25 protein-coding genes are annotated in these 24,624 nt (G+C 63.8%); 5 read left to right on the top strand and 20 right to left on the bottom strand.

Annotation, left to right across the window (positions count from 1 at the left end):
• Nucleotides 1–2: 2 nt before the first annotated feature.
• Entirely contained in the window at nucleotides 3–872 is an 870-nt protein-coding gene (locus KTJ87_RS10360) for an SMP-30/gluconolactonase/LRE family protein (RefSeq protein WP_267139045.1), read from the top strand.
• On the opposite strand, the gene KTJ87_RS10355 is transcribed toward KTJ87_RS10360, so the two are convergent.
• Complete coding sequence (locus KTJ87_RS10355) at nucleotides 847–1,470, bottom strand: 2-dehydro-3-deoxy-6-phosphogalactonate aldolase (RefSeq protein WP_267139044.1); 624 nt, start codon at nucleotides 1,468–1,470, stop codon at nucleotides 847–849. The two genes, KTJ87_RS10360 and KTJ87_RS10355, sit on opposite strands and share 26 nt — an antisense overlap.
• Nucleotides 1,467–2,390 (bottom strand): 2-dehydro-3-deoxygalactonokinase, encoded by a 924-nt coding sequence (locus KTJ87_RS10350; RefSeq protein ID WP_267139043.1) that lies wholly within the window; start codon nucleotides 2,388–2,390, stop codon nucleotides 1,467–1,469. The genes KTJ87_RS10355 and KTJ87_RS10350 overlap by 4 nt, the downstream gene beginning before the upstream one ends.
• 169 nt (nucleotides 2,391–2,559) lie before the next feature.
• On the opposite strand from KTJ87_RS10350, the gene KTJ87_RS10345 reads away from it, so the two are divergent.
• Complete coding sequence (locus tag KTJ87_RS10345) at nucleotides 2,560–3,471, top strand: MBL fold metallo-hydrolase (RefSeq protein ID WP_267139042.1); 912 nt, start codon at nucleotides 2,560–2,562, stop codon at nucleotides 3,469–3,471.
• A gap of 19 nt (nucleotides 3,472–3,490) precedes the next feature.
• Here KTJ87_RS10345 and KTJ87_RS10340 read toward each other — a convergent pair whose 3' ends face one another.
• The 12 genes from KTJ87_RS10340 to KTJ87_RS10285 form a co-directional block, all read right to left on the bottom strand.
• The gene (locus KTJ87_RS10340) at nucleotides 3,491–3,931 is read right to left on the bottom strand and encodes a DUF302 domain-containing protein (RefSeq protein WP_267139041.1); all 441 of its coding nucleotides are present in this window, start codon (nucleotides 3,929–3,931) and stop codon (nucleotides 3,491–3,493) included.
• Nucleotides 3,932–4,030: 99 nt separating this feature from the next.
• On the bottom strand, nucleotides 4,031–5,302 hold the full coding sequence (locus tag KTJ87_RS10335) for an NAD(P)/FAD-dependent oxidoreductase (protein WP_267139040.1): 1,272 nt from the start codon (nucleotides 5,300–5,302) through the stop codon (nucleotides 4,031–4,033).
• A gap of 29 nt (nucleotides 5,303–5,331) precedes the next feature.
• Nucleotides 5,332–6,039, bottom strand: coding sequence for a c-type cytochrome (locus KTJ87_RS10330; RefSeq protein ID WP_267139039.1), 708 nt, complete (start codon nucleotides 6,037–6,039; stop codon nucleotides 5,332–5,334).
• A gap of 1 nt (nucleotide 6,040) precedes the next feature.
• Nucleotides 6,041–7,261 (bottom strand): c-type cytochrome, encoded by a 1,221-nt coding sequence (locus KTJ87_RS10325; RefSeq protein WP_267139038.1) that lies wholly within the window; start codon nucleotides 7,259–7,261, stop codon nucleotides 6,041–6,043.
• Complete coding sequence (gene soxC, locus KTJ87_RS10320; RefSeq protein WP_267139037.1) at nucleotides 7,245–8,522, bottom strand: sulfite dehydrogenase; 1,278 nt, start codon at nucleotides 8,520–8,522, stop codon at nucleotides 7,245–7,247. Before soxC ends, KTJ87_RS10325 begins: the two co-directional genes overlap by 17 nt.
• Before the next feature lie 27 nt (nucleotides 8,523–8,549).
• A complete protein-coding gene (soxB, locus tag KTJ87_RS10315; RefSeq protein WP_267139036.1) occupies nucleotides 8,550–10,244 on the bottom strand; it encodes a thiosulfohydrolase SoxB in 1,695 nt (564 codons plus the stop codon).
• Between the two features lie 99 nt (nucleotides 10,245–10,343).
• Nucleotides 10,344–11,207: a sulfur oxidation c-type cytochrome SoxA gene (soxA, locus tag KTJ87_RS10310; protein WP_267139035.1), complete on the bottom strand. Its 864-nt coding sequence runs from the start codon at nucleotides 11,205–11,207 to the stop codon at nucleotides 10,344–10,346.
• Nucleotides 11,208–11,267: 60 nt separating this feature from the next.
• The gene (soxZ, locus tag KTJ87_RS10305) at nucleotides 11,268–11,597 is read right to left on the bottom strand and encodes a thiosulfate oxidation carrier complex protein SoxZ (RefSeq protein ID WP_267139034.1); all 330 of its coding nucleotides are present in this window, start codon (nucleotides 11,595–11,597) and stop codon (nucleotides 11,268–11,270) included.
• Nucleotides 11,598–11,622: 25 nt separating this feature from the next.
• On the bottom strand, nucleotides 11,623–12,039 hold the full coding sequence (gene soxY / locus KTJ87_RS10300) for a thiosulfate oxidation carrier protein SoxY (protein ID WP_267139033.1): 417 nt from the start codon (nucleotides 12,037–12,039) through the stop codon (nucleotides 11,623–11,625).
• 24 nt (nucleotides 12,040–12,063) lie between these two features.
• The gene (soxX, locus tag KTJ87_RS10295) at nucleotides 12,064–12,549 is read right to left on the bottom strand and encodes a sulfur oxidation c-type cytochrome SoxX (protein WP_267139032.1); all 486 of its coding nucleotides are present in this window, start codon (nucleotides 12,547–12,549) and stop codon (nucleotides 12,064–12,066) included.
• A 121-nt stretch (nucleotides 12,550–12,670) separates the two neighbouring features.
• Nucleotides 12,671–13,234 (bottom strand): thioredoxin family protein, encoded by a 564-nt coding sequence (locus tag KTJ87_RS10290; protein ID WP_267139031.1) that lies wholly within the window; start codon nucleotides 13,232–13,234, stop codon nucleotides 12,671–12,673.
• Between the two features lie 14 nt (nucleotides 13,235–13,248).
• Complete coding sequence (locus KTJ87_RS10285; RefSeq protein ID WP_267139030.1) at nucleotides 13,249–13,980, bottom strand: cytochrome c biogenesis CcdA family protein; 732 nt, start codon at nucleotides 13,978–13,980, stop codon at nucleotides 13,249–13,251.
• Nucleotides 13,981–14,074: 94 nt separating this feature from the next.
• Here KTJ87_RS10285 and KTJ87_RS10280 point away from each other — a divergent pair, with 94 nt between their 5' ends.
• Genes KTJ87_RS10280 through KTJ87_RS10270 form a run of 3 tightly spaced genes read left to right on the top strand, consistent with a single transcriptional unit; the run spans nucleotide 14,075 to nucleotide 15,937 of the window.
• Nucleotides 14,075–14,428 (top strand): hypothetical protein, encoded by a 354-nt coding sequence (locus KTJ87_RS10280; protein ID WP_323371735.1) that lies wholly within the window; start codon nucleotides 14,075–14,077, stop codon nucleotides 14,426–14,428.
• Nucleotides 14,429–14,465: 37 nt separating this feature from the next.
• Nucleotides 14,466–14,852 carry an ArsR/SmtB family transcription factor gene (locus KTJ87_RS10275; protein ID WP_407650489.1) on the top strand — a complete coding sequence of 129 codons (387 nt, stop codon included), beginning with the start codon at nucleotides 14,466–14,468 and terminating at the stop codon, nucleotides 14,850–14,852.
• Between the two features lie 29 nt (nucleotides 14,853–14,881).
• A complete protein-coding gene (locus KTJ87_RS10270; RefSeq protein WP_267139029.1) occupies nucleotides 14,882–15,937 on the top strand; it encodes a YeeE/YedE family protein in 1,056 nt (351 codons plus the stop codon).
• A 40-nt stretch (nucleotides 15,938–15,977) separates the two neighbouring features.
• Here KTJ87_RS10270 and katG read toward each other — a convergent pair whose 3' ends face one another.
• From katG to KTJ87_RS10240, 6 genes are all read right to left on the bottom strand, one after another.
• The gene (gene katG / locus KTJ87_RS10265) at nucleotides 15,978–18,179 is read right to left on the bottom strand and encodes a catalase/peroxidase HPI (RefSeq protein ID WP_267139028.1); all 2,202 of its coding nucleotides are present in this window, start codon (nucleotides 18,177–18,179) and stop codon (nucleotides 15,978–15,980) included.
• Between the two features lie 201 nt (nucleotides 18,180–18,380).
• Nucleotides 18,381–19,265: a 2-dehydro-3-deoxygalactonokinase gene (locus tag KTJ87_RS10260; RefSeq protein WP_267139027.1), complete on the bottom strand. Its 885-nt coding sequence runs from the start codon at nucleotides 19,263–19,265 to the stop codon at nucleotides 18,381–18,383.
• Between the two features lie 182 nt (nucleotides 19,266–19,447).
• The gene (locus KTJ87_RS10255; RefSeq protein WP_267139026.1) at nucleotides 19,448–20,719 is read right to left on the bottom strand and encodes a sensor histidine kinase; all 1,272 of its coding nucleotides are present in this window, start codon (nucleotides 20,717–20,719) and stop codon (nucleotides 19,448–19,450) included.
• A complete protein-coding gene (locus KTJ87_RS10250; protein ID WP_267139025.1) occupies nucleotides 20,719–21,420 on the bottom strand; it encodes a response regulator transcription factor in 702 nt (233 codons plus the stop codon). Before KTJ87_RS10250 ends, KTJ87_RS10255 begins: the two co-directional genes overlap by 1 nt.
• A 45-nt stretch (nucleotides 21,421–21,465) precedes the next feature.
• Nucleotides 21,466–22,974 carry a proton-conducting transporter transmembrane domain-containing protein gene (locus KTJ87_RS10245; RefSeq protein ID WP_267139024.1) on the bottom strand — a complete coding sequence of 503 codons (1,509 nt, stop codon included), beginning with the start codon at nucleotides 22,972–22,974 and terminating at the stop codon, nucleotides 21,466–21,468.
• A 69-nt stretch (nucleotides 22,975–23,043) separates the two neighbouring features.
• On the bottom strand, nucleotides 23,044–24,615 hold the full coding sequence (locus KTJ87_RS10240) for a complex I subunit 4 family protein (protein WP_267139023.1): 1,572 nt from the start codon (nucleotides 24,613–24,615) through the stop codon (nucleotides 23,044–23,046).
• Between the last annotated feature and the right edge of the window lie 9 nt (nucleotides 24,616–24,624).

Raw genomic sequence — 24,624 nt, 5'->3', positions numbered from 1 at the left:
CGATGGACGCCGAGGTCTTTGACAGCCGAATCTGCGAACTGGGCGAAGGCCCGCTGTGGCACCCGGGGCGCGGGCAGGCCTTCTGGTTCGACATCCTCGGCAAGCGGATGCTGTCGCGGGACGGGGACCAGCCGCTTGATTGGGGCTTTGACGGCCATGTCTCGGCGGCGGGATGGGTGGACAAGGATACCCTTCTGATCGCCAGCGAAACCGCGCTGTCGCTGTTCGACATCGCCAGCGGCAAGGTGTCCGAGGTCGTGCCTCTGGAGGCGGACAACCCCGCCACCCGGTCGAACGACGGGCGCGCCGACCGGCAGGGCGGGTTCTGGATCGGGACGATGGGCAAGAAGGCCGAGACGGGCGCAGGCGCGATCTATCGCTATCACAGCGGTAAGATGGAACGGCTGATGACCGGCATCACGATCCCCAACGCGATCTGCTTCGCGCCGGACGGGCGGCTGGCCTATTACGCCGACACCCCCGCACAGGTGGTCATGGCACAGCCGCTTGACGCCGAAGGCTGGCCGACAGGCGCACCGCGGGTGTTCCTTGACCTTGCCGCGCAAGACCTGTCGCCGGACGGCGCTGTGGTCGATGCCGAGGGCTGCGTCTGGCTTGCTCTGTGGGGGGCGGGGCGCGTGTCGCGCTACGGGCCAGACGGCGGGCTTCTGGATAGCATCGCCATCCCGGCGGCGCAGTCCACCTGCCCGTGCTTCATCGGTGCAGCGCTGGACACACTTATGGTCACCACGGGACGCGAGAGGCTGGTGTCACCACACGACGGCGAAGGCGCGACCTATTTCGCGAAGGTGCCGGTGCGCGGCCTGCCAGAGCCGAAAGTGCGGATCAGCCGCGAGGCATCTGGTCACTGAAGCGCGACGCGCGGTCCGCGATCTCGTCCAGTCCATAGCCCGGCTTGAACAGCGCAGACCCGATACCGAAGGCATCGGCGCCCGCCGCGCGGTAGGGCGCCATGGTGTCCGGCGTGATGCCCCCCACCACCGCGACGATGGCGGTCTTCGGCAGCACCGCGCGCATCGCCGAGATGGCTTGGGGCGGGATCATCTCGGCCGGGAAGAACTTGAGCATCGCCGCGCCAAGGCTGAGCGCCGCGAAGGCCTCGGTCGGGGTGGCGACGCCGGGGCACCACAGCATCCCGCGTTCGGTGGCGGCGCGGCCCACGGCGGGGTCCATGTTCGGCGCCACGATCAACCGCCCGCCCGCGCCTGCGACGGCCTCGACATCCTCTGCCGTCAGCACGGTGCCCGCGCCGATCAGGGCATTGTCGCCGTGCCGTTCCACGATCCGTTCGATGGAGGTGAGCGGCGCGGGCGAGTTGAGCGGCACCTCGATGATCCGCAGCCCCGCATCGACCAGCACATCGGCCACGGGCGCGGCCTTGTCCGGGTCCAGCCCGCGCAGGATGGCGATCAGCGGGTTCACGGCCAGCGCGGCCCTCAGGTCGGTCATGGCAGCAGCCCCGCAGTTCTGGCGATGTGGAAATGGCCCATGGCGACGGTGTCCTCGGGCAGGGTCGAGGAGTCAATTCCCGCCAGACCCAGCGCGGTGACATAGCGGGCGGCCAGCGCATCACCGCCGATCACGACGACCGTTCTGGCCCTCGTCTCGCGCTGCATCTGCCCGGCGATCTCGGAGCCGATCAGAACCCCCGACAGGTAGTCCGCGACGCCGCCTTCCGCGATCTGCCCGAACAGCGGCAGGGTGCGCGCGTGGAACAGGGCGTGCAGCAGGCCCCTGCCCTCGGCCAGCCCCGCCCGCACCCCGCGCGCAAAGTCGTCGGGGCTGGGGGGGCCGTCCTCGATCATCCTGCCGAGGATCGAATGCGCCTTGAGGACGGCGAACACCTCGCCGGTCATGTGGGTCGCGTGGGACAGGATGCGCCCGCCGCCAAGCTCGATCCATTTGCTGTGGGTGCCGGGCAGGATGATCGACGCGTCGGTCAGCCCCAGGACTGCCGCGCCGATCGCCTGCGTCTCCTCGCCCCGGATCACGTCCGGCGCATCGACCGAAGCGGTGCGCGCGCCGGTGACAAGGTGGATCACGGCGCCGCCGGGGGTCTTTAGCGGCACCAGCGCAGCGGCCAGATCGTCAAGGCCCAGCGGCATGGTCAGATACGGCGTCTCGTTCCAACCGCTGCGGCTGGTAATCATGCCCGACGCGAGGACCGGCAGTCGCCTGTCGTCCCAGCGCGAAAGGATGCCCTGCGCCACCGCGCCGAAATTCCCGTGCGGGACGTTCAGGATGCCCTCGCCCGTTGCCATCCGGTCGATCACGCGGCCCTCCGCGCCGATCAGGTAGGCCCGCAGCGAGGACGTGCCCCAATCGATCCCGATCAGCGCTGGCCGGTTACCGTCTTGTGTGCCTGTCATACCGTTCCGGTCCCGCCGCCTTGCCTGCAACGGCGCCATACTAATGTCAGCGCAAGGCAATCCCCAGTCCGATTTCAGCGCACGAACAGGGATCACCCGGAGGAAATCGCGGTATACGCCCGGCGCGCGCCCTGATATTCACATCCTGGAATATCAAAGGGAGCCCATCATGTATCGCCGCCAATTCCTGACCCGGTCCATGGCCGCCGCCGGAAGCCTTGTCGCCGCACCGACCTTCGCCATCGCAGAGCTTGCGATGGGCGACGCCACCCTCACGACGGTCAGCGACGGCACGCTTCTGTTGCCGCGCAGCTTTACCCTTGCCGGGTTGCCCGAGGCCGAGGCGGGCCGGATTCTTGAAGCGAATGGCGTGACCGGCGATCAGCTGACGCCGCCCTGCAACGTCACGCTTTACCGCGACGGCACCAACACGGTCCTGTTCGATGTCGGCTCTGGCGACACCTTCATGCCGACGGCGGGCACGCTGCTGGACAGCCTCGATGCCATTGGCGTCACCGCCGACGACATCACCCATGTCGTGTTCACCCATGGCCATCCCGATCACCTGTGGGGACTGCTGGACGACTTCGGCGACATCGCCTTTGCCAATGCCGCCTTTCACATGGGCCAGGCGGAATGGGACTACTGGACCAACCCCGAGACGGTGAACACCATCGACGCCGAGCGGCAGGCCTTTGCCGTAGGCGCGGCCCGGCGACTGGAGGCTTTGGCGGACCAGATCGCCCTGTTCGATGGCGGCGACACGGTGCTGCCGGGCATCGAGGCGGTCGCCACCTACGGCCACACGCCGGGGCACATGTCCTTTGCGCTGGACGCGGGCGGGCAGCAGGCCTTCATCATCGGCGATGCCATCGGCAACCACCATGTGTCTTTCGCCCACCCCGAATGGCAGATCGGAAGCGATCAGGACCCCGCGACCGGCGCCGCCACGCGGACGGCGCTGATGGACCGGCTGGCGGTTGACGACACGACAGTCGTTGGCTTTCACCTGCCCGAGGGCGGGATTGGCCGCGTCGAGCGGTCGGGCGACGGATACCGCTTCGCCCCGCTCGACGGCTGACCTTGTCGCGGGCGGCGCGTCAGCGCGTGCCGCCCGCCTCTTCCACGATGCCGGTCAGCAGCGACCGGACCGGCGACATCGTATCGTCGGGGTAGGCACGGTGCCCGATCATCACCTCGCCCTGTGCCTCGGTCACGAAAATCCCGTAGGGGCAGTGCTGAATGTTCATGGGATCGGCTTCCATCACCTCGCGCGAGGTGACGGCGGAGCAGAAGAGATAAATCTCGGCCTGATCGAAAATCGTCTCGGCGCTGCCGACATCCGCGCCGGTGCGGTTCAGCATCTCGCCGACATGGCTGGTGAAGTCGATGACCAGACCCTGCCCGATGATCGCGTTCTCAAGCGCGAATGTCGCGTCGTCGAAACTGCCGTCGAAGGCGTAGGTGACGGGCTCTTCCGCGATGGCGGCTGTGGCTGTGGCGGAAAGAGCTGCAAAGGCAAGGGCGAACAGTCGGTTCATGGGGTGTCTCCTCTACTGATGGCCGGATGATAGCGGAACGGAAAAGCCCGGCCCTGACATGGGTCAAGGCCGGGCGGATCACTTGCTACGAAACGCCTGTCAGCCGAACATGTCGGCGGTGATACCCGAGTACCAGCCTTCGGATTCCTGATAGGTCGCCTCGCGCAGCGCAGCGTCCTCGCCGGTCTGGCTGACGAAGCTGCCGGTCGAGGCGATCTTCTCCTCGGTCGGCTCGTAGCTGGCGCCGACCTTGACGCCGTCGTTCTCGGCGATCAGGGACCAGCAGGTGTTCGAGTACTTGGCCGGGAACACCTGGCTGCCGGTCAGCGCGCCGCGGATCGACATGGCCGCGACCTTGGCCTGACTGTTGGCCGAGAAGCCGGACTTGGGCATGTCGCCCTGCGCCGAGGCATCGCCAAGAACGTGGATGTTCTCGTCCATCTTCGAGGTCATGTCGCCGGGATTGACCGGCGCCCAGTTGCCATCGGTCACGCCCGCGACGGCAGCGATGTGGCCCGCCTTCATCGCCGGGATGACGTTGACGACATCCGCGTTGATGACTTCCCCGTCGATATCAACGGTCATCGCCGCCGGATCGACGGTGACGTTTCCGCCACCGAAATCGGGGCCGATCCGGGTTATCATGCCCGAGTAGTGCTTTTGCCAGCCTTCCTCGAACAGGCCCTGCTTGGAGAAGTTTTCCTTGGGGTCGGCGATGATGATCTTGGCGGTCGGGTTGTTCTGGCTGAGATACCAGGCGACCATCGACACCCGCTCGTACGGGCCGGGCGGGCAGCGGTAGGGGTTCGGCGGGGCGACCATGACAAAAGTGCCGCCCTCGGGCATCGCTTCAAGCTGCGCCTTCAGAAGCTGGGTTTGCGAGCCGCCCTTGTAGGCGTGCGGCATGGCGTTCTGCGCCGACACGTCCCAGCCCGCAACCGAGCCTGCGACAAAGTCGATGCCGGGCGACAGGACCAGACGGTCGTAGGGCAGGCTGTCCCCGCTTGCCAGCGTCACGGTTTTGGCATCGCGGTCCACGCCGACGGCGTAGTCATGCACCACGTTGACGCCGTAGTCGGAGGCAAGCGTGCCATAGCTGTGGCCAAGATCGTCGTACTGCTTGAAGCCGCCCAGATACAGGTTCGAGAAGAAGCAGGTGTAATAGGTCCGCGTCGGCTCGATCAGCGTGACGTCGATGGCGCCGTCGCTGTCCTTGGCGATGTAGCGGGCTGCGGTCGCACCGCCTGCGCCGCCGCCGATCACGACGACCTTCGGCTTGCCGCCGTGGGCTGCCGCATAAAGCCGGGGCGCTGCAAGAACCGCTGCGGCCATCGCAGATGTTCCCAGGAACGCGCGTCTGTTGAATGTCATGGTCGTCCTCCCTTCGTGGTGCGCCCAGATTATTCCAGGGTCGCAAAATATGCGGCGAGCGCCGCAATCTCTTCGTTCGACAGGCGTCCGGCCATCATGTTCATGACGGGATGCTCGCGCGCCTTGGTCTTGTAGGCGTGCATGGCGATGACAAAATCGTCCTCTGGCCAGGCAATGATTGACGGAATGCCGCTGTCCTGGCCATCGACCCGGTGGCAAGTCTGGCATTCGCTCGCGAGGTATTCGCCATACGCTGGATCGCCCTGGATCTCGAGGATCGCGGGGTCGAGGTCATGGCTGACCGCGCGGGCGGTCGGATCGGATTCGGGGATGTTCGCGGGCGAGGCAGAGAAGTCACGCATGTAGGCGATCAGGTCTGCGCGGTCCTGGGCGTCGGCCATACCGCGATAACTCATGCGCGTGCCGGGGACGATTGCCTTGGGATTCTCCAGAAAACTGCCGAGCGTGTCGATGTGCCATTCGAGGCCCTTGGACCCGGCGCGTTCGAACGCCTTGGAGTAGCGGAAGCCTTCGACCGACCCGGCGGTGCGGCCGAACACACCGTTCAGATGAGGCCCGACGCGGTTGGTCGCATCTGGCCCGATCTGGTGACAGCTCTGGCACTGGCGGAACAATGCTTCGCCCCGCTCTGCATCGCCGATTTCTTCCGCCGCCGTGGCCACCTGCGCAAGGCAGGCCACCACGGCGACGAGGGAGAAACGGGCAAGAAGGGTCATGTCACTCTCCGCTGTCGAAGGTCTTCAGATAGGCCAGAACGGCGTCGGTGTCCTGGTCGTCGCGAAAGCCCGCAAAGGACATCTTGGTGCCGCTCATGTACTCGCGCGGCTTGGCCAGAAACTCGGCCAGCGACGCCTCGTCCCAGACCCGGCCCGCGTCACGGGCTTCCTGGAAGACGCCGGAATACTTGAACCCCTCGATGCCGCCCATGGTGCGCCCGAACAGATCGTTCAGATGCGGGCCGGTGCGGTTCTTGGCGCCGTCTCCAACCTGGTGACAGGACGAGCATTTGCGGAACACCGTCTCGCCCGCCGCCACAAGGGCCGGATCGGGGCCGACCGCGTCCTGCGCAGGCGCCTCGGCGATGGCGGTTTCGGCCTCGGCCGGGGCTGCGGTCTCGGCAGGCGCCGCGGCAACCGTCTCTGCCGCCACTTCGTCGCCTTCCACGTCGGGGGTCACGTCCAGCACGGTGGCGCGCATGGTGATCTCGACCGAGGTCTTGCACGCCTCCATGCACGGCTCTGCGCGCCACAGCGGATACTCCGTCTCGGGCCGGTCATCGACGATGAAACCGCCCGCGTTGGGCATCTCGACCTCGAGGAAGTTCTCGTTCGACAAGACGAAATCGTCCTCCACCAGAAAGTTGGAATAGAGGATATACGCGGTGATCGCGTATGTCTCGTCCGGCGTCAGGATCTGCGCGTTGCCGAACGGCATCGAGCGGTGGACATAGTCATAGACCGTCGACAGGTAGGGCCAGTACGACCCGACGGTCTTGACCGGATCGTCATTGGCTAGGCTGCCGTCGCCGCCTGCCAGCTTGGGCCAGTTGCCCGCGCCTTCTGCAAATTCGCCGTGGCACGCCGCGCAGTTGTCAGAGAACAGCGTCTCGCCATCCGCGACCGACCCGGACCCGACCGGCAGGCCGCGCCCGTCGGGCATCACCTTGACGTCCCAGGCGCGCACCTCGTCCTCGGTCGCCGGACGGCCAAGGCCGAAGCCGCCGTCCCGCGCGGGCGCCGCGGACGCAAGCTGCACCGGCGCACTTGCCTGGTCCGTTGTCGCCTGGGTCTCCGTATCGGCGACGGCGGCGGACACGATCTCGCCGCGCGCCGGGGCGGGCATGTCCGTCACAAGCTGGTCGGCGAGGAAATAGGCAGAGCCGAGAACGGCCGCCGCGCCCGTTGCGGTGGGTGCGAAAAGCTTAAGAAACTTCGACATTCTCTGCCTCTCCGTTTGCCTTGACGTGCCAGGTCTGGATGCAGTTGTTGTGATAGACCGAGTTCAGGCCGCGCACCTCGCGCAGCTGTGCCTTGGTCGGCTGGACATACCCGGTCTCGTCGATGGCGCGCGATTGCAGCAGCATCTCCTCGCCGGTCCAGTCGGTGTCGAGATAGAAGCGGGTCAGCGCCATGGCCGTCCCGGGCGCCGCCAGCCGCGCGGTTTCCCACGTCATGCCGCCGTCCTTGGACACATCCACACGGGTGATCCGACCGTGACCCGACCATGCCAGCCCGGTGATGACCAGGGGTCCGGGCCCGTGGGTGATCGGCGCCTGCGGGCTGGGCGAGGTGACGACCGACTTGGCGTCCATCACCCAGGTCCACTTGCGCGCGGTGCCATCGGCCAGCGTGTCGGTATACTTCGACGTCTCCTCGCGGCTTTCGACGGCGGCGTCGGTGACTTCGATGCGGCGCAGCCACTTCACCCACATGTTGCCTTCCCAGCCCGGCACGATCAGCCGCACCGGATAACCGTGCTCCTTGCGCAGCGCCTCGCCGTTGGCCTTGAAGGCGACAAGGCAGTCGTCCAGCGCCTTTTCCATCGGGATCGAGCGACCATTCGACGACGCATCCGCGCCCTCGACATAGACCCACTTGCCGCTGTGATCGCCGTTCACGTCATACCCGGCCTCGGCCAGCAGCGTGCGCAGCGGCACGCCGGAATATTCCATGTTGTGGATCATGCCGTGGGTGAACTGCACGCCGTTCAGCTGCGCGCCCGCCCATTCCATGCCGGTGTTGGCCGCGCATTCGCAGAAATAGACGTGGTTCTCGCGCGGGAAGCGTTCCAGATCGGCATAGTCGAACACCATCGGCGCGCCGACCATTCCATTGACCATCAGCCGGTAGTCCGCCTTGGCCAGTTCGATCGCACCGGAATGGTGACGCTCGAACGCGCAGCCCTGCGGCGTGATCGTGCCGTCAAGCGCATGGATCGGCGTGAAGTTGATCGACGAGATCGGATCGGCGGTCAGCCACGGCACGTTGCGCCGGATCACGTCATCCTCAAAGCGGATCGGCAGGCCGTAGGGCGTTTCGTCGACGCCGTCGCCGAACTCCTGCGCCCAGGGCTGTTTCTCCAGGATCAGCGGATCACCTTCGGCATGGGCGACACCGGCGGCCAGTGCCCCGGTTCCCATCGCTGCGGCCGAGCCCAGAAAGGCGCGGCGCGATGTGGTTGGTCCCTTCGGATCGCTCATTCTCACTCCTCCTTCGGACGCGCAGGGTCAGGCGTTGACCACCTGCACGCTGTCATTCTCATTGACGGTGACGGTGCCCTTGCGGGCGATGTAGCTTTCCACCACGTCCCAAATCTGCGGGCCTTCGGTGCCCTCGTTGACGCTGGCCCAGCCCGCGACGACGTAGCTGCGCGCCGGGTCGATGGCCTCGCCGGTGGCGCGCAGCGTCATCTCGCTGATGCGCTCGCCCTGCGGCTTGGTCACGTCGATGCGGTAGCCAAGTCCGCCGGTGCGGACCATGTCGCCGCCCTGCTGGTAGTAGGGATCGGGGTTGAAGATGTTGTCGGCCACGTCTTCCATGACGACCTTGAGGAACTCGCCGGTCATCTCGGTGCGGTAGGCGGCGCCGTAGGTCATCGAGGTGACGTTCCAGATATCCTCGCGGGTGATGTCTCCGGGGATCAGGCTTGGCCCCCAACGCACGCCGGGCGACAGGGCAATCTCGGCCTCGCGCTCTTCCAGCAGGGCGTCGCAGATCAGGTCGTCCCACGATCCGTTGACGTTGCCGCGCCGGTAGAGAACGCTGTCGGTCTGGCCGATCACCTCGGCCAGCGTGTCGGCGTAGGGCGCGCGTTCCGCCTCGATCGCCGCCGTCACCACCGGGTCCGGCGCGATCACGTCCGAGAAGATCGGGATCAGCTTGTGGCGGAAGCCCATCATGCGGCCGTTCTGGATGTCCAGATCGACGCGGCTGACGAACTTGCCGTTGGACCCCGAGGCGACGATGATCGTCTCGCCGACCAGCACAGGCTCGGGCAGCGCGTCATGGGTGTGGCCCGACAGGATCACGTCGATGCCGGTGACGATGGACGCCATCTTTTTATCGACGTCAAAGCCGTTGTGCGACAGGCAGACGACCACGTCGGCGCCCTGCGCGCGCACCTCGTCGACCATCGCCTGCATGTTCTCGTCGCGGATGCCGAAGCTGTATTCGGGGAACATCCAGCCGGGGTTGGCGATGGGCATGTAGGGAAACGCCTGCCCGATCACGGCGACGTTCAGGCCGCCGCGCTCGAAGAACTGGTAGGGCTTGAACATCTCGGCCGGCTCGTCCCACTCGGCGTCAAAGATGTTCTGGCCGAGCGCGGCAAAGGGCAATCCCTCGACGATCTCGTGCACGCGGTCCGATCCCAGCGTGAACTCCCAGTGAAAGGTCATCGCGTCCGGCTTCAGCGCGTTCATCACGTTGACCATGTCCTGCCCCTGCGTCTGGTAGCAGGTGTAGGAGCCGTGCCAGGTGTCGCCGCCGTCCAGCAGGATCGCTTCGGGACGGTCGGCGCGGATCGCGTTGACGACCGTGGACACGCGGTCGAGACCGCCCATCCGGCCATAGCTGCGCGCCAACGCCTCGAAGTCGCCCGAGGACAGGGCATAGTGCGACGGGCTGCCGTCGGCGATGCCGTAGAACTTGCGGAAGTCGGCGCCGGTCAGGTGCGGCACCTGCCCCCGGTTGCCGCCGACACCGATGTTCACCGATGGCTCGCGGAACAGGATCGGGACCATCTGCGCATGGATGTCGGTGATGTGGATCAGGGTCAGGTTGCCGAAGGTGTCGAAATTCAACAGATCGTCCTGCGTCAGCGCCTGCTGGGCGGCAAGGCGGGACCAGTTGCCGAACCCCGAGGCGCTGTAGAGGGCGCTGGTGGCCATGGCCGCTTGCAGAAAATCACGACGCGAGATCATCCCCGGCATCCTTTCGTCCATTGATCTTATTTATTCGCATCAGTGAATGCAACTGTTGTGAAAACGCCCGCGCCGGGAGGTCCCGGGCGGGCGCTGGTCTTAGTTGCGGACGGACGGGCCTTCGACGGACAGACCGTTGCCGCGCGAGGCGACGTAAAGCTCGAGCGCGATGAACTCGTCGCTGCCGGGCGCAAAGGTCTCGGCCATCGTGTCGCGGATGCACCCCTTGAAGCGGTCATGCGCCGCGTTCAGCTTGGTGTTCTTGAGACGATAGGTCGGGAAGCCGTTGATCTGGCCCTGGCTCAGGTGGTCAGCGCGGATCATCATGCCATAGCTGTTCTCATGGCAATTCGCGCAGGACTGTTCCAGAAGACCGTAGCGGGTGTAGTAGATTTCCTTGCCCGCTTCCCAGGCCGACTGGGCCGGACCGTCGATCGCCACGTCCACCGGAACGCCGCGCGACACCGATGCCAGCAGCGCAACCATGTTGGTCATGCCGCCGCTGGTGTAGCCCCACGCCTCGGCGCCCATGCGGGTTTCGCGGCAGTCGTTGATCTGCATCTCCAGCGTGCGAACCTCGCCCGCCTCTTCGTTCCACTTGGGATACACGGCCTTCACGCCGCGCATCTCGGTGGCATCGCCGTGGCAAGACGCGCAGCTTTCGCCAGCCGAGCCATCGACGGCCTGCCAGACTTCTTCCGCAGCGGCGACGCCCAGCATGCCGGGGTTGTCGAAGTCGTCCATCTGCATGGCCTGGGTGCCGTCACCGCGGAACCGCCAGCCGGAATAGATCGTGCTGATCCCGTCAAGATGCGCAGGCGCGGCGGTTTCGGTCACGATCTCGATATCGCCGTTGATGACCAGCGAATCCTCATCGGGGTCCGCCATCGCCGGAACGGCAAGGCCTGCCACGATCGCGAGTGCGGCGACCAGCGAGCGGCCAGGAGCGTAAGCTCTCTTCATTCGTTTTCCTCCCTGTGAAGGCGTCGCCAGTGGACCCGGCGACGCAGCTCTCGCGTGTCGTCAGGCGACGCTGATCGACTGGGTGTCGGTGTAGACCGAGCCGTCGTCGTCGTACCAGGTGAAGGTGAATTCACCCGATTCCGGTACGGTGGCCGAGAACTCGACATAGGGGTTGGTCGAGATCGCGGGCTCGAGGGTCATGTCGATCACGTTCTCGCCGTTGAAGTCGACGACGAAGCGATTGATGATCGAACGCGGGATCGGGTTGCCGCTGGAGTCCTTGCGCTGGCCGGATTCCATCGGGTGCGAGATCAGCGTCTTGATGACGATGGCCTCGCCGGCCGAAGCGGACTTCGGCACTTTCACGCGGGGTTTTACGTTGTCTGCCATGATCTTGGTGTCCTTGTCCTGAGCCTTAGCCGCCGCAGCCGCCGATGGTGACCTTCACTTCCTTGCGGTCGCTGACGAAGCTGCCGTCGGCCATCTTGGCAACGGCGACCACGTCCTGCGTTCCGGCAAGGCGGATACGGGTCGAGGCGGACTGCGAGGCCGCGAGCGGGCCGAAGTTGAACGTCGCCACAGCCGGGGTCGGGTTCCCTGCAGCAAATACGGCGATCGAGACCGCACCGGGTGCGGACACTTCGATCGGAACCGTGTTGCCGTTCTCGGCGATCTCGGGCGCGGTCAGCGTGATGCCGCCAGAGCCAGGCTCTGCCCCGCCGGTGAACTCGGCGATATTGTCCTCGACGGCGGCAAAGGCGCGGAAGGGCAGAAAGGCTGCAACCGCGGCGCCAAGGCCTGTGAGGATCGACTGGCGTCGTGTGAAATTCATGTCATTCTCTCCTGTCTCGGTAGCCTACATGTCCTTGAGGGTCATGAGGTAGGCAACCACATCTTCGACTTGCTGGGCCGTCAGAAGCGGAGCAACCTCCCCCTCTGCGGCCTTGCCGGTGAACTTGTTGCCCGGACGGATGAAGCCTTCGGTCTTGTAGAACGACGGCATCATCGAGTCGGGGAACATGATCTTTGCGTTCGTCACGATCCCGCGCAGCTCAGCCTCGGACCAGCGATCGGCGACGCCGTCGAGGATCGGGCCGATTTCGCCCTGGAAGGCATATTCGGGAAGATCGGTGACCTGGTGGCAGGCAACGCAGTTGCCCGACCCCTTGTTCATCAGGATCCGGCCCGCTGCCGGATCACCGGGCTGACCGGACAGCGACATCTCGACCGCACCGTCGGTGAAGGCGACCGCAGTCGGTGCGATGGCGTTGCCGTGGCTTTCGGCGTTCGCGGCGGACGCCGCGCAAACCGCAAGGGCAACGATAAGCTGCGATGTTTTCATAGATCCTCCCTGATCCCTTATTTTCGGTATACGGTAGCGCACCGTTCGACCCGGACGCAACATTAAATTCATTAACTTGAATTTTGAAATATGTTGCGCCGCAGCATTCCTCGGTCGGTTCTCAGTCGGTGCCGCCCTGTTCCAGCATGCGGGCGTGATACTTCTGAAAGTTCTCGTCTCCGTCATAACCATGCTCCAGCACCCATGCCAGCAGGTTCCGCGTGGTGCCGGGACCAAAGGCACCGGGCATCACCGCAACGGCAGCGTCCTCGGCGGTCACGCCTTCGGGCACCTCTTCGGGGAAGAACATCAGCGTCGGAGTGAACATCACCCCCCAGCGGCGGATCGCATCCTTTTCAGACATCGATTCGCCGTCGAAATCGGTGATCTCGACATCGCCGAACATGTTGATCTGCACGACGAAGTAGTTGTCATTCAGCAGCGCCGAGATGTCGTCGCGCGGATAGACCTCTTCGTGCATCTTCGTGCAGTAGATGCAGCCGCGCTGCTCGATCATCACCAGCAGGCGCTTTCCCTCGGCATTGGCCTCGGCGAGATCCTCGCGCAGGTCCTTGAAGGTGTCGTGCATCCACTCGGTCTTGTGCAGGCCGTCGTCGCCGATTGTCACGGCCGCCGCCGTTCCGGCCCAGATCACGGCCAGAAGCGTCATCAGAACACGTTTCATCTCAATCCTCCCGTTCAGCCAATCGTCGGCCATATCGTCAGCATCGCGTTGGCGATCCAGTTGACCATGTTTGTCGCAATCAGGATGCCGAACACCACCAGAAGCGCGCCCATCGCCTTTTCGATCTTGCCCAGGTGGCGACGGAACCCGCGCATCCAGCGCAGGAACGGCCCGATGAAGAAGGCGGCCAGCACGAAGGGCGCCGTCATCCCCACCGCATAGGCCAGCAAAAGCCGCATCCCCTCGCCCACCGAATCCTGACCGCCTGCCATGAACAGGATCGCCGCCAGCACCGGCCCAACGCAAGGCGTCCAGCCAAAGGCGAAGGCAAGCCCGATCACGTAGGCGCCCAGGAGCGACGTCTTGGACGTGTCGCCCGCGTTGGTGTTGAACTGACGGTAGAGAATGCCGATGCGGATCACGCCAAGGAAATGCAGGCCCATCGCGATGATGATCGCCGCCGCGATCCACCGCAGGATGCCGAACCAGTCGCGCAGCACCTGGCCAAAAGCGGTCGCCGTGGCCCCCAGCGCGACAAAGATCGTCGCCACGCCAAGCGCAAAGAAGATTGACGCCAGAACCGCACGGTTGCGCGTTCCCGCCGGAATCTCTGATCCGTCCTGCAATGACTGGACACTGGCTCCTGCAAGGTAGGACAGGTAGAAGGGGACGATAGGCAGGACGCAGGGCGACAGGAAGGACAGAAGCCCCGCAAGCAAGGCCCCTGCGAGCGTAACATCGAACATGGCCCCTCCCTCGGCTTGCCCGGAATACATAAACACATTATGATTGGCGAATATGGTAGGTCAATCGACATTCCTTTCCGCACTCAGACTGGGCTTGGCAGCACTCGCGCTTCAGGCCTCGGCCTTGTGCGCGCAGGCGGAAACCCGGCTTCTGATGGCCGAAGAAGCGGGCTGCATGTGGTGCGCCCGCTGGAACGCCGAAGTCGCGCCAGAATATCCGCTGACCGCCGAGGGACAGGCCGCGCCGCTCTTGCGGGTGGATATCCACGATCCCCTGCCGGACGGCATCACGCTAGATACACGCTTGCATTACACGCCGACCTTCGTCTTGATTCGCGACGGACAGGAATTAGCTCGCATCGAGGGGTATCCGGGGGAAGATTTCTTCTGGGGGCTGCTTCAGCGGATGCTCGATGACGCTGGGATCGACCATGACCAGGCCGGATGACGCAATGGACGGAAATGATCGCCTGACGGACGACGCGATGGACCACGCCGAGGGCGTGCCGTTCCTGTCGCTGCCGCGCATCACCGCAGACATGTGCGACGACGACATGGACCGGATGATGACGAACGCCCAGCGCGCGTCGAACTTCCTCAAGGCGATCAGCCATGAAGGCCGGTTGATGATCCTGTGCCACCTCGCCTCGGGCGAGAAATCCGTGACCGAGTTGGAAGACTTGCTGTCGGCCCGTCAGGCTGCCGTCTCGCAGCAACTGGCTCGCCTGCGTCTCGAAGGGCTGGTCACGCCGCGCCGTGATGGCAAGGCGATCTACTATTCCTTGACGGACGACCGCCCCGCGCGGATCATCGACGTTGTCTATGACCTGTTCTGCAGGCCGGACGCGCCGGAGGACAAACAACACAAATAACTCCGGCGCCTTGGGAAGGGAGCCTTGGGATGCTGGATCTTTTCGGAGAGCCATTGATGGTGGCCGTGATCGGCTTCGGCGGCGGTCTGTTGCTGGGTCTTGCTGCGCGGCTGGGGCGGTTCTGTTCGCTTGGCGCGATCGAGGATGCGCTTTACGGCGGTGACACCCGCCGGTTGCGGATGTGGGGCGTGGCCATCGGCACTGCGGTGCTGCTGACCTTCGCGGCGGCGGCAGCGGGCTGGGCGTCGCTTGACCGCTCGGTCTATCTGGGAACCGCGTGGAACCCGGTGGCAGGCATCCTTGGCGGCCTGTTGTTCGGCTATGGTATGGCGCTGGCGGGAAACTGCGGCTTCGGCGCGCTGGCGCGGGTCGGCGGCGGCGATTTCCGGTCCTTCGTGATCGTCCTTGTGATGGGATTGTCCGCCTATGCGGTGCTGTCCGGCCCGTTTGCCGCGCTGCGGGTCTGGGCCTTCCCCGGCTATGCCCTCACCGGCACCGCGCCCGGCATCGCGCATCATCTGGCAAGCTTTGCCGGGGTGCCTGTCGTGGCCACCGGCATCCTGATCGGCGGGGCGATCCTGGCGTTTTCGCTGGCCGACCGGCGCTTTGCCTCCACACGCGGCATGGTGTTCTGGTCGGTTGTCGTCGGCGTGGCGATCGTGTCGGGCTGGGTCGGCACGACCTGGGTGGCGACCAACGGGTTCGACGGGCTGCCGGTGGTGTCGCACACCTTCGCAGCGCCGCTTGGGGATTCCATGCTGTACCTGATGACCGCGTCCGGCCGCAGCGTCAGCTTTGGCGTCGGGTCGGTGGCGGGGGTGCTGGCAGGCGCCTTCGCGGGCAGTCTTGTGAAAGGACATTTCCGTTGGGAAGCCTGCGAGGACCCGCGCGAATTGCGCCGCCAGATCATCGGCGCGGCGCTGATGGGCGTCGGCGCGGTGCTGGCGCTCGGCTGCACCGTGGGTCAGGGGTTGTCGGCGTTCTCGGTGCTGGCACTGTCCGCTCCGGTCACCGTCCTGGCAATTTTCGCGGGCGCGGCGCTTGGCCTGCGGCAGTTGATAACCGGGCTGATGCCCGCAGAATGATCGGTGTCCCCGGCGGCATCGCTGCCGCCGGGGAAGTGGATCAGGCGGCGTCGAAACGGTCGGCGTCCATCACCTTGACCCAGGCCTTCACGAAGTCCGCCACGAACTTCTTCTCGGCGTCGCTGGCGGCATAGACCTCGACCAGCGCGCGCAGCTGCGAGTTCGAGCCGAACACCAGATCGACCCGCGTGCCGGTCCATTTGACCGCGCCGGTGTCGCGATCCTTGGCCTCGTAGACGCCGTCCTCGCCGTCCTTGGCGGCCCACTTGATGCCCATGTCCATCAGGTTGACGAAGACGTCGTTCGTCAGCTGGCCAGGGCGGTCCGTGAACACCCCGTGCTGCGATCCGCCATAGGTGGCGCCCAGCGCACGCATACCGCCGACAAGCACCGTCATCTCGGGCGCGGTCAGCGTCAGAAGCTGCGCCTTGTCGATCAGAAGCTGCTCGGTCGGCAGGGTGTAGTCGGTCTTGAGGTAGTTGCGGAAGCCATCCGCCATCGGTTCGAGCACGTCGAAGGATTCCGCGTCGGTCTGCTCAGCGGTGGCGTCGGTGCGGCCCGGGGTGAACGGCACTTCGATGTCGTGGCCCGCGTCCTTCGCCGCCTTTTCGACCGCAGCCGAGCCGCCCAGCACGATCAGATCGGCCAGCGACACGCGCTTGCCGCCGGATTGCTTGCCGTTGAAGTCCGACTGGATGCCTTCCAGCACGCCCAGCACCTTCTTCAGCTGCTCGGGCTGGTTGACCTCCCACCCGGCCTGCGGGGCAAGGCGGATGCGCGCACCGTTGGCGCCGCCGCGCTTGTCCGACCCGCGGAACGTCGAGGCAGAGGACCATGCGGTGTAGACGAGTTCCTGCACGGTCAGGCCGCTGTCGAGCAGCTGTGCCTTCAGAGCATTCACATCGGCGGAGTCGATCAGGTCATGATCGCGCGCCGGGATCGGGTCCTGCCAGATCAGGTCTTCCGCAGGCACTTCCGGTCCAAGATACCGCGTCTTGGGGCCCATGTCGCGGTGGGTCAGCTTGAACCACGCGCGGGCGAAGGCGTCGGCGAACTGGTCGGGGTTCTCGTGGAACCGGCGCGAGATCTTCTCATAGGCCGGATCGACGCGCATCGCCATGTCGGCGGTGGTCATCATGGTGATCTGCTTGCCGGACGCGTCATGGGCCTTGGGCGCCATGTCTTCCTCGCGCACGTCCTTGGGCTGCCACTGCCACGCGCCTGCGGGGCTCTTGGTCAGCTCCCACTCGTAGCCGAACAGCATGTCGAAGTAGCCGTTGTCCCACTTGACCGGGTTCGGCGTCCAGGCGCCCTCGATCCCCGAGGTGATGGTGTCGTCGCCGTTGCCGATACCGTGGCCCGACATCCAGCCAAGCCCCTGCTCGACGATGTCCGCGCCCTCGGGTTCCGCCTGCACCAGCGATGCGTCGCCCGCGCCGTGGCACTTGCCGAAGGTGTGGCCGCCAGCCGTCAGCGCGACGGTTTCCTCGTCGTTCATCGCCATGCGGGCAAAGGTCTCGCGGATATCATGCGCCGAGGCTGCGGGGTCAGGGCGACCGTCGGGGCCTTCGGGATTCACGTAGATCAGGCCCATCTGCACGGCGGCCAGCGGGTTCTCAAGCTCGCGCTCGCCCGAGTAGCGGCTGCCGGGCTTGTCGGAGGTGGCGAGCCACTCTTCCTCGGTGCCCCAGTAGATGTCTTCCTCGGGTTCCCAGATGTCCTCGCGTCCGCCGCCGAAGCCAAACGTCTTGCCGCCCATCGACTCGATGGCGACGTTGCCCGCCATAATCAACAGGTCCGCCCAGGACAGCGCGCGCCCGTACTTCTGCTTGATCGGCCACAGAAGGCGCCGCGCCTTGTCGAGGTTGGCGTTGTCCGGCCAGGAGTTCAGCGGCGCAAAGCGCTGCGAGCCCGAGGACGAGCCACCGCGCCCGTCGCCGGTGCGGTAGGTGCCCGCCGAGTGCCACGCCATGCGGATGAAGAACGGCCCGTAGTGGCCATAGTCCGCAGGCCACCACGCCTGGCTGTCCGTCATCAGCGCATGCAGGTCCTGCTTTACGCCGTCATAGTTCAGGGTGTTGAACGCATCGGCATAGTCAAAGCCTTCGTCCATCGGATCACCCAGCGGCGAATTCTGATGCAGGATCTTAAGGTTAAGCTGGTTCGGCCACCATTCGCGGTTGCTCCGCGCACGGTTGGTGGCGTGCATCACGGGGCACTTGGCGACGTCGTTTCCGTCCATGGTTCTCTCCCATACAGAGGTATCGAGTGGATTGCGCGGGCGGCTCCGCGCCGCGCCTTGCCCTGCATATGGGGACGAAGCGTCGCAGATTCCGCCATTGAGAGGCGGTTTAGCGTAGAATTAGAATTTGTTTAAGTTGCAATTATTGATAATTGTGATTTGAAATACTTATCACGATGACATCGGACACTTGGGCCGCGGTCAGACCTCGGGCGATGCAAGCTGGCGGCGAGCCGCAGTCAGACCTGCAAGTGCAAGGTCTTGACTGCGCGCGCTGCGCGGCGCGGCGCCCTGATCTGCCAGCGCGGCGCCGTAAGCCTCTGCCAACGCGCCCTCGCCCGCAACAACGACCGTCTGACCCAGCCAATACGGCCGCGCGGCCGCCAGTTCCGCCCCGATCAAGGCCCCCGAAATCCGCGCCTGAACCGCCGCTGGGGCAAGCGCATCGAGGTCGGCCTCTGCCCGCACCGCGCTCAGCATCGACGCCAGACCGGCGGGACGCGACATCGCCTCGGCAAGCGCCGCCGTGAAGGCGTCCCGGTCGTCGTTCTGCTGGTTCATGTCCGTGCCAAGCATCTCCAGCATCTCGCCGGTCATGAACGTGGCAAAACTCACCACCTCGCCCGCGCTCAGCCGGGCCCAGACCGTCGAGGCCGCGCCGCACAGGCACAGCACGCCGTCGAACCCCGGCGCTACGGCGAAAAGCCCCGCGATGACCGTCTCGCCGCCGCGCATCACCGCCCGCGGCTGCCGCTGCGCAAGTCCCGGCAGAACGCGCAGGTCGAGGCGCGGATCGGGTGTCGGCACGCGCGCAGCCTCAGCGATCCCCGGCGCAGCGCAGGGCACCGTGCGCAACGGCGCAGCGCCTTCCAGTCCGCAGGCGATCACCGGCACGGGATCGATCCGGTCCGCCAGAGACATGCCCGCAACAAGAGGCAGAAGACGCGCCGCGACATCGTCAGGTGTCACCGGCTGCGCGGCTTCCTGCAGGACATGCCGATCCAGCACCGAGCCGTCCGCCGCCATCAGCCAGACCCCAAGCGCACCCTCGCAGCACCAGACGCCGATCCAGTCCAGCCTAGCCATCGGCGGCACCGATGAGCCTGGTCCAGCCACGACGCAAGACAGGCCCGCGACGGGCACTGGCGATGGGTGTCAGAACACGCTCTGTCATCTCGTTTCCCGCTGGTGACGGGCGCGGTGTAGCCGATCCTGCCCGCCCCGACCACACCCCTGCAGAAATGGGGGGATGACCAATTCACCGGAATTCAAAGAATCCGGATCGAGAAGACAGTCCTGTTTGCTTCTGGGCTTTGCACGTCGATATTCCAGTTGCAGGCTTCGCAAATACGTTTGACGATCGCCAGACCAAGACCCAACCCGAACGAGCCTTCCTCGGCCGCATTTCTGGCACGGTAGAAGGGGCGGAAAATCTTCTCCTTCTCTTCTTGCGAAATGCCGGCGCCATTGTTGCCTACGCGCAATTCACCCTGTCGGAACGTCAGGTCAATCTGCCCACCTCGGGCACCGTGACGTATGGCATTGCGCAGCAGGTTCGACACAACCGTTGCCAATGCTTCACGTGGCACCTCAACTGGAGTCGGATCACAGTGCCCCAATACGATGAAAACCTCCCGCGCTTCAGCCTCCGCGGCGTGCAACGAAATGACTTCCGCAAATAACTTTGCAATCTCTACGCGGGACCTGATGCCATAATCTCCATCACGCGCCAGCAACACGAAACTTTCAATGGTTTCGCTCATGTGATCAAGGGCAGCAATCATTCTTATCAAGCGACGTTCGTTTCGCACCTCAAGATTGGGGTTGCCGACGATTACTTCACAACCCGACCGAACAACCGTGATCGGCGTGCGTAGTTCATGTGCTACGTTCGCGATGAACTCTCTCGAGCGCTCATCGGGATCGTAGAGCAAGCGCACATATTCAGTATATGTCAGCGCCAAGGTAGAGGTACTGGCACCTTGCGACTGGAACGCTTCGCGCGCGGCATGCGACATTTGTCTCCCAATCCGTCGCCGCACCATGGGATCATAGCGCAATAGAAATCCGGCCCACCAAGGAGCAAGCGCCACGGTCGCCGCCACGAGGACCAACGCGGTTCCTCCAAGCAGGCGCAACAAGGTAGCGCGCTGTTCCAAATGCGGTGCCGAAGCATACAATACGATACTTCGCCTTCCCTCTGTCATCGGCCTTACGACTGCGTGAATAGTGCCTTCAGGGCGTTGCAAAAGGTGGTGACCGACAGGTAAGGCCGCGATATCGGGTGGTGGGACTTCGGCCAAAGGGTCGCGTCGTGGCAGAACCCAAGCCACTCCCAGGATTGTATCGATCCCGCCGCTCGTCAGAGCGGGCGCCAACGTATTGGCTCGTGCCTCAGCTTTTCGGAACTCGAAGGAACGTTCGGCCTGCAGGGTGACGAGATAAGCCGCAATAACCGAGACGAGAACCGCGAAGACAACGAAAATTGTCAGCTGGGTCGCCAGCTGGAGTTTCGGGATCGAGGTTGCTTTGACAAACATCAGGGAACAGCGCTACCGGCGTCCAAAAACTCGGGCGACAGCCGGTAGCCTATGCCATGAAGCGTTTGAATTGCGACCGGCAGGCTGTCCGAGTGCAAGGCTCGTCGCAGGGTCGACATATGGGCACGCACTGCCTCGGACCGCATTTCATCATTGCCCCAGACGATCCGTTCAATCTCGGCACGACCGAAAGTTCTCTGCGGCTGTTTGAGAAAAGCCAGCAGGATCTGAAGACTTTTGGGTTGCAAGACCACTTCGCTGCCTTGCAACCAGACCGTCTGGGAAAGGGGATCATAGCTTATTGGGCCTGCAGCCAGCGGCTGCAGAACCACCGCTCCACCGCGTCTGTTTACCAAAGCCTTCAGACGCGCCAGCACTTCTTCCATGGCAAATGGCTTTGCAAGATAGTCGTCCGCTCCGGCTTCGAACCCTTGGACCTTGTCCTTTACAGAATCTAGCGCAGTCAACATGAGGATCGGCACATCGACATGCCGATCCTTCCGCAGCACTCGACACACATCCATACCCGAAAGCCGGGGAAGAAGTAGATCAAGGACAACGGCGTCGAACTCCTCAGCAGCCAGCATTCCAAGCGCTGCATAGCCATCCTGCACCCACTCAACCTCGTTGCCCGCACCTTCCAGGTAATCATAAAGATTACCCGCGATGTCTTCATTATCCTCAACGATCAGAATGCGCATGCCACAACACTCACCTTCAGAGGGGGTACGTCAACGAAAAGCTGATCAGCGCATGAAAGAGGCTTCAACAACAGGGACAAGCAAGGGCAAGGCAAACAGATCCGGAAATACTCCAACCAGTAATGTCATGATGGCACAGACAACCAATGGCCACAGCATTCGCCCATCCACTTCCGTACCGAGGCGAACAGGCGGAAGCCGCGACAGCCTAGCACTCCGCTCTCCAGTCCACCCCATGAAAATCGCAAGCGCTCTCAGGTAGTAGGCAGCAGACAGCATGCTGGACAAGATCAACGCCGCTAGGGCGACCATGCTTCCGGCATCCTGCGCCCCGGCAAAGAGATACCATTTGGAAATGAAGCCGGCCGTCAACGGCAGTCCGATCATGCTGAACGCGCCGATCGCGAAGGCCAGTACCGTCAGCGGCATCTCCCGAGCCAGTCCAGCCATCTCAGACACGTATTTCTTGTGGGTCGCGACGTAGATTGCCCCAGCGCAGAGGAATAGCGTGATCTTCGACAAACCGTGATTGAGGATGTGCAACATCCCGCCCATCGCCCCATCTGGGTTCGCAAGAGACGCACCCAGTACAATATAGGCCAGTTGGCCGATGGTCGAAAACGCAAGCAGGGCCTTTAGATTATCCAGCCTTAACGCATAAAGCGACGCCGCAACGACCGTGAAAGAGGCCAACCAAATTCCAATCTGGTCCAGCCCCAGGCTAGTCAGCACCGGTGCGCCGAAGACATCACTGAGTATGCGTAGTACACCGTACGCCCCTGCGTTCACCACCGCCACCGCATGCAAGAGTGCCGACACCGGAACAGGCGCCACCATCGCCCCGGGCAACCATCCGTGCAACGGCATGATTGCGACTTTCGCGCTGCCTGCCAGGAACAGAACAAAAGCAAGGGTCAGCATCCCGCGATGGGTCTCGGTGTCCAAATCTGCGAACAGCCCGCCCTGCACAAAGCTGAGCGACCCGGCAAGATGCCAAGTCAACCCGATCGCCGGCAGAAGGAACGCAATGGACGTACCCAGATGATAAGCTAAGTAGCGCCGCCCTCCGGCATGTGCCTCGTCCGTGTCATCATGCGTGACAAGAAAATAGGTTGCGACCGTCATTGCCTCGTAAAACAGATAGAGCGAGACAAGGTTTGCGGCAAAGGCCACGCCGACGGTGAAAGTGATGGTCAAAGCAAAAAGCGCCTGGAACCGGCTTTGGTTGCCCGACTTCAGAATATCGAGGTAACCGAAAGAATAAATTGCCGTCACCAGCCACAGTATCGACGCGATCAGGGCGAAGGTGAGACCAAGTCCATCAACCCGAAACGCAAGGCCAGCGCCGGGCAGCAGCGTCGAGATCTCCAAAGTCAAAACCTGACCGTCCAGAACGGCGGGAACCATGTAGAGTAACACCAGCGTCTGACATACCGCCGCAACAAGAACCGCCGTATTGCGCATTCGCACTGAGGCGTGGAAAGCTCCTACGCCGACCAGCCCGGCAAGAGAGGAGAAGATAGCGAGAATCGGGGCTAGGGAAACGGCACTCATGTCAATGCTCTCCGTTGCAAGGGAAGGATTGGGCGATGTCTGGGCGCGTTGAACGCGAAGAAGAACTGTTCACGACGCGTCCTCCGACATGTTCGCACGCTCCATTTCCACGGCATTGGTGAGCTCGGGCGTTTTCCCGTTCTTCTCTGCGACACGCACGGTCTGGCGTTGAATCTCCGCCGCGACACTGGCGCGGGTCATGCCTTCAGGCAGACTCGGGAACAGCCCGAGCACAACGACTGCGAGTATCATCCCTGCGCCAACCAAGGCTTCGGGACCACGCAAATCGCCGATACCGACAACCCGTCCGGGAACAGGACCCAGAAAGCCGCGCTGATACGCAGTGAAGAAATACCCAGCCCCCAGCAATACGCCTGTGACCGCGATCAGGCCGAAAGCCCAGCCTGCCTCAAAGACACCCTTCAATGACAGTATCTCGCCTGCGAAACCGCTCGTGCCTGGAACCCCGATCAGGGCCAGCCCGGAGACGAAGACGACCGCTGTCAACCGTGGTGCCTTGGCGATCAAACCACCCATTGCGCGCAGGTCCGATGTTCCAAGGCGCCGCTCGATGAACCCGACACATATTGCGAGGGCCGCCGTTGCAATACCGGCGTTCAGCATCATCAAGATTGCGCCACGCCAGCCGTCCTCGGTGCCCGAGAACACGGCCGCCGTCATCAACCCCACATGCCCGATAGACGAAAAGACCAGCAGGCTGCGCAGATCGCAACGCGTAAGCGCGATCAGCCCGGCATAGACCACGGCAACCACTTCCAACCCTATGATCCAAGGTGCGAAACTCAAGGAGGCATCCGGCGTGAGCGGCAGAACGAACCGCAGAAACCCATAGGTTCCTAGTTTCACGCCAAGCAACCAAGCCATGATTGAGACCGGTGCCGAAGCCACGCTTGACCCTAGCCACAGATGCAGAGGTAGCGCTGGGGCCTTCAGCCCGAACCCAAAGACCAGAAAGGCAAAGACCACCAGTTCCGTGCCCTGCGGCAGACCGGCAGCGGCCAGATGATCAATATTGAAGGAAAGGACGCCGGTCGTTTCCTCCGCAGAACCGCCTGCCAGCACCAGACCCGCCATGATCGGTAGCGACCCGAGCAGCATGAATATCATGTAGCGCCGCGCTGCGCCTGCCGGGTCATCCGCGCGGCCTCCCAACTTGATCAGGAAATACCCCGGAACAAGGGCAACCTCGAAGAAGACGAAGAACAACATCGCATCTGCAGCGGCAAAACATCCAAGCGTCGACGACAGGAGGACCAGCAGATTTACATTCACCCATCGCCCACCTCCCTTAGGAAAGCAAAGCATCAGCGCCACGAATAGAAAGGCCGTCATCGGCAGAAAAAGAATGCTGATACCATCCACGCCAACTGCATAGTCCACACCCAGACCGGGCAGCCACGCCACGCGTTCCAGCATCTGATATCCAGAGAAATCGGACCGGAATACCAAGACCGCCAGAACCGAAAGAAGTGCAGACAGTGATGCACCGGTGACCGCCCATAGGCGCGCGGTTCGGGGATTTGGCGTCACGGCAGACAGGATGGCGGTCAGCAAGGGCAGAAAGATCATGAAGGAGAGGATGGGAAATCCAGGGGTCTCCAGAAAGGTCAAGTCCTGCATCAATCAGCT

Origin of the sequence: Anianabacter salinae, from assembly GCF_019061145.1 — a bacterium.
GTDB classification, from domain to species: domain Bacteria; phylum Pseudomonadota; class Alphaproteobacteria; order Rhodobacterales; family Rhodobacteraceae; genus Anianibacter; species Anianibacter salinarum.
This window is presented reverse-complemented; position numbering and strand designations above follow the sequence as displayed.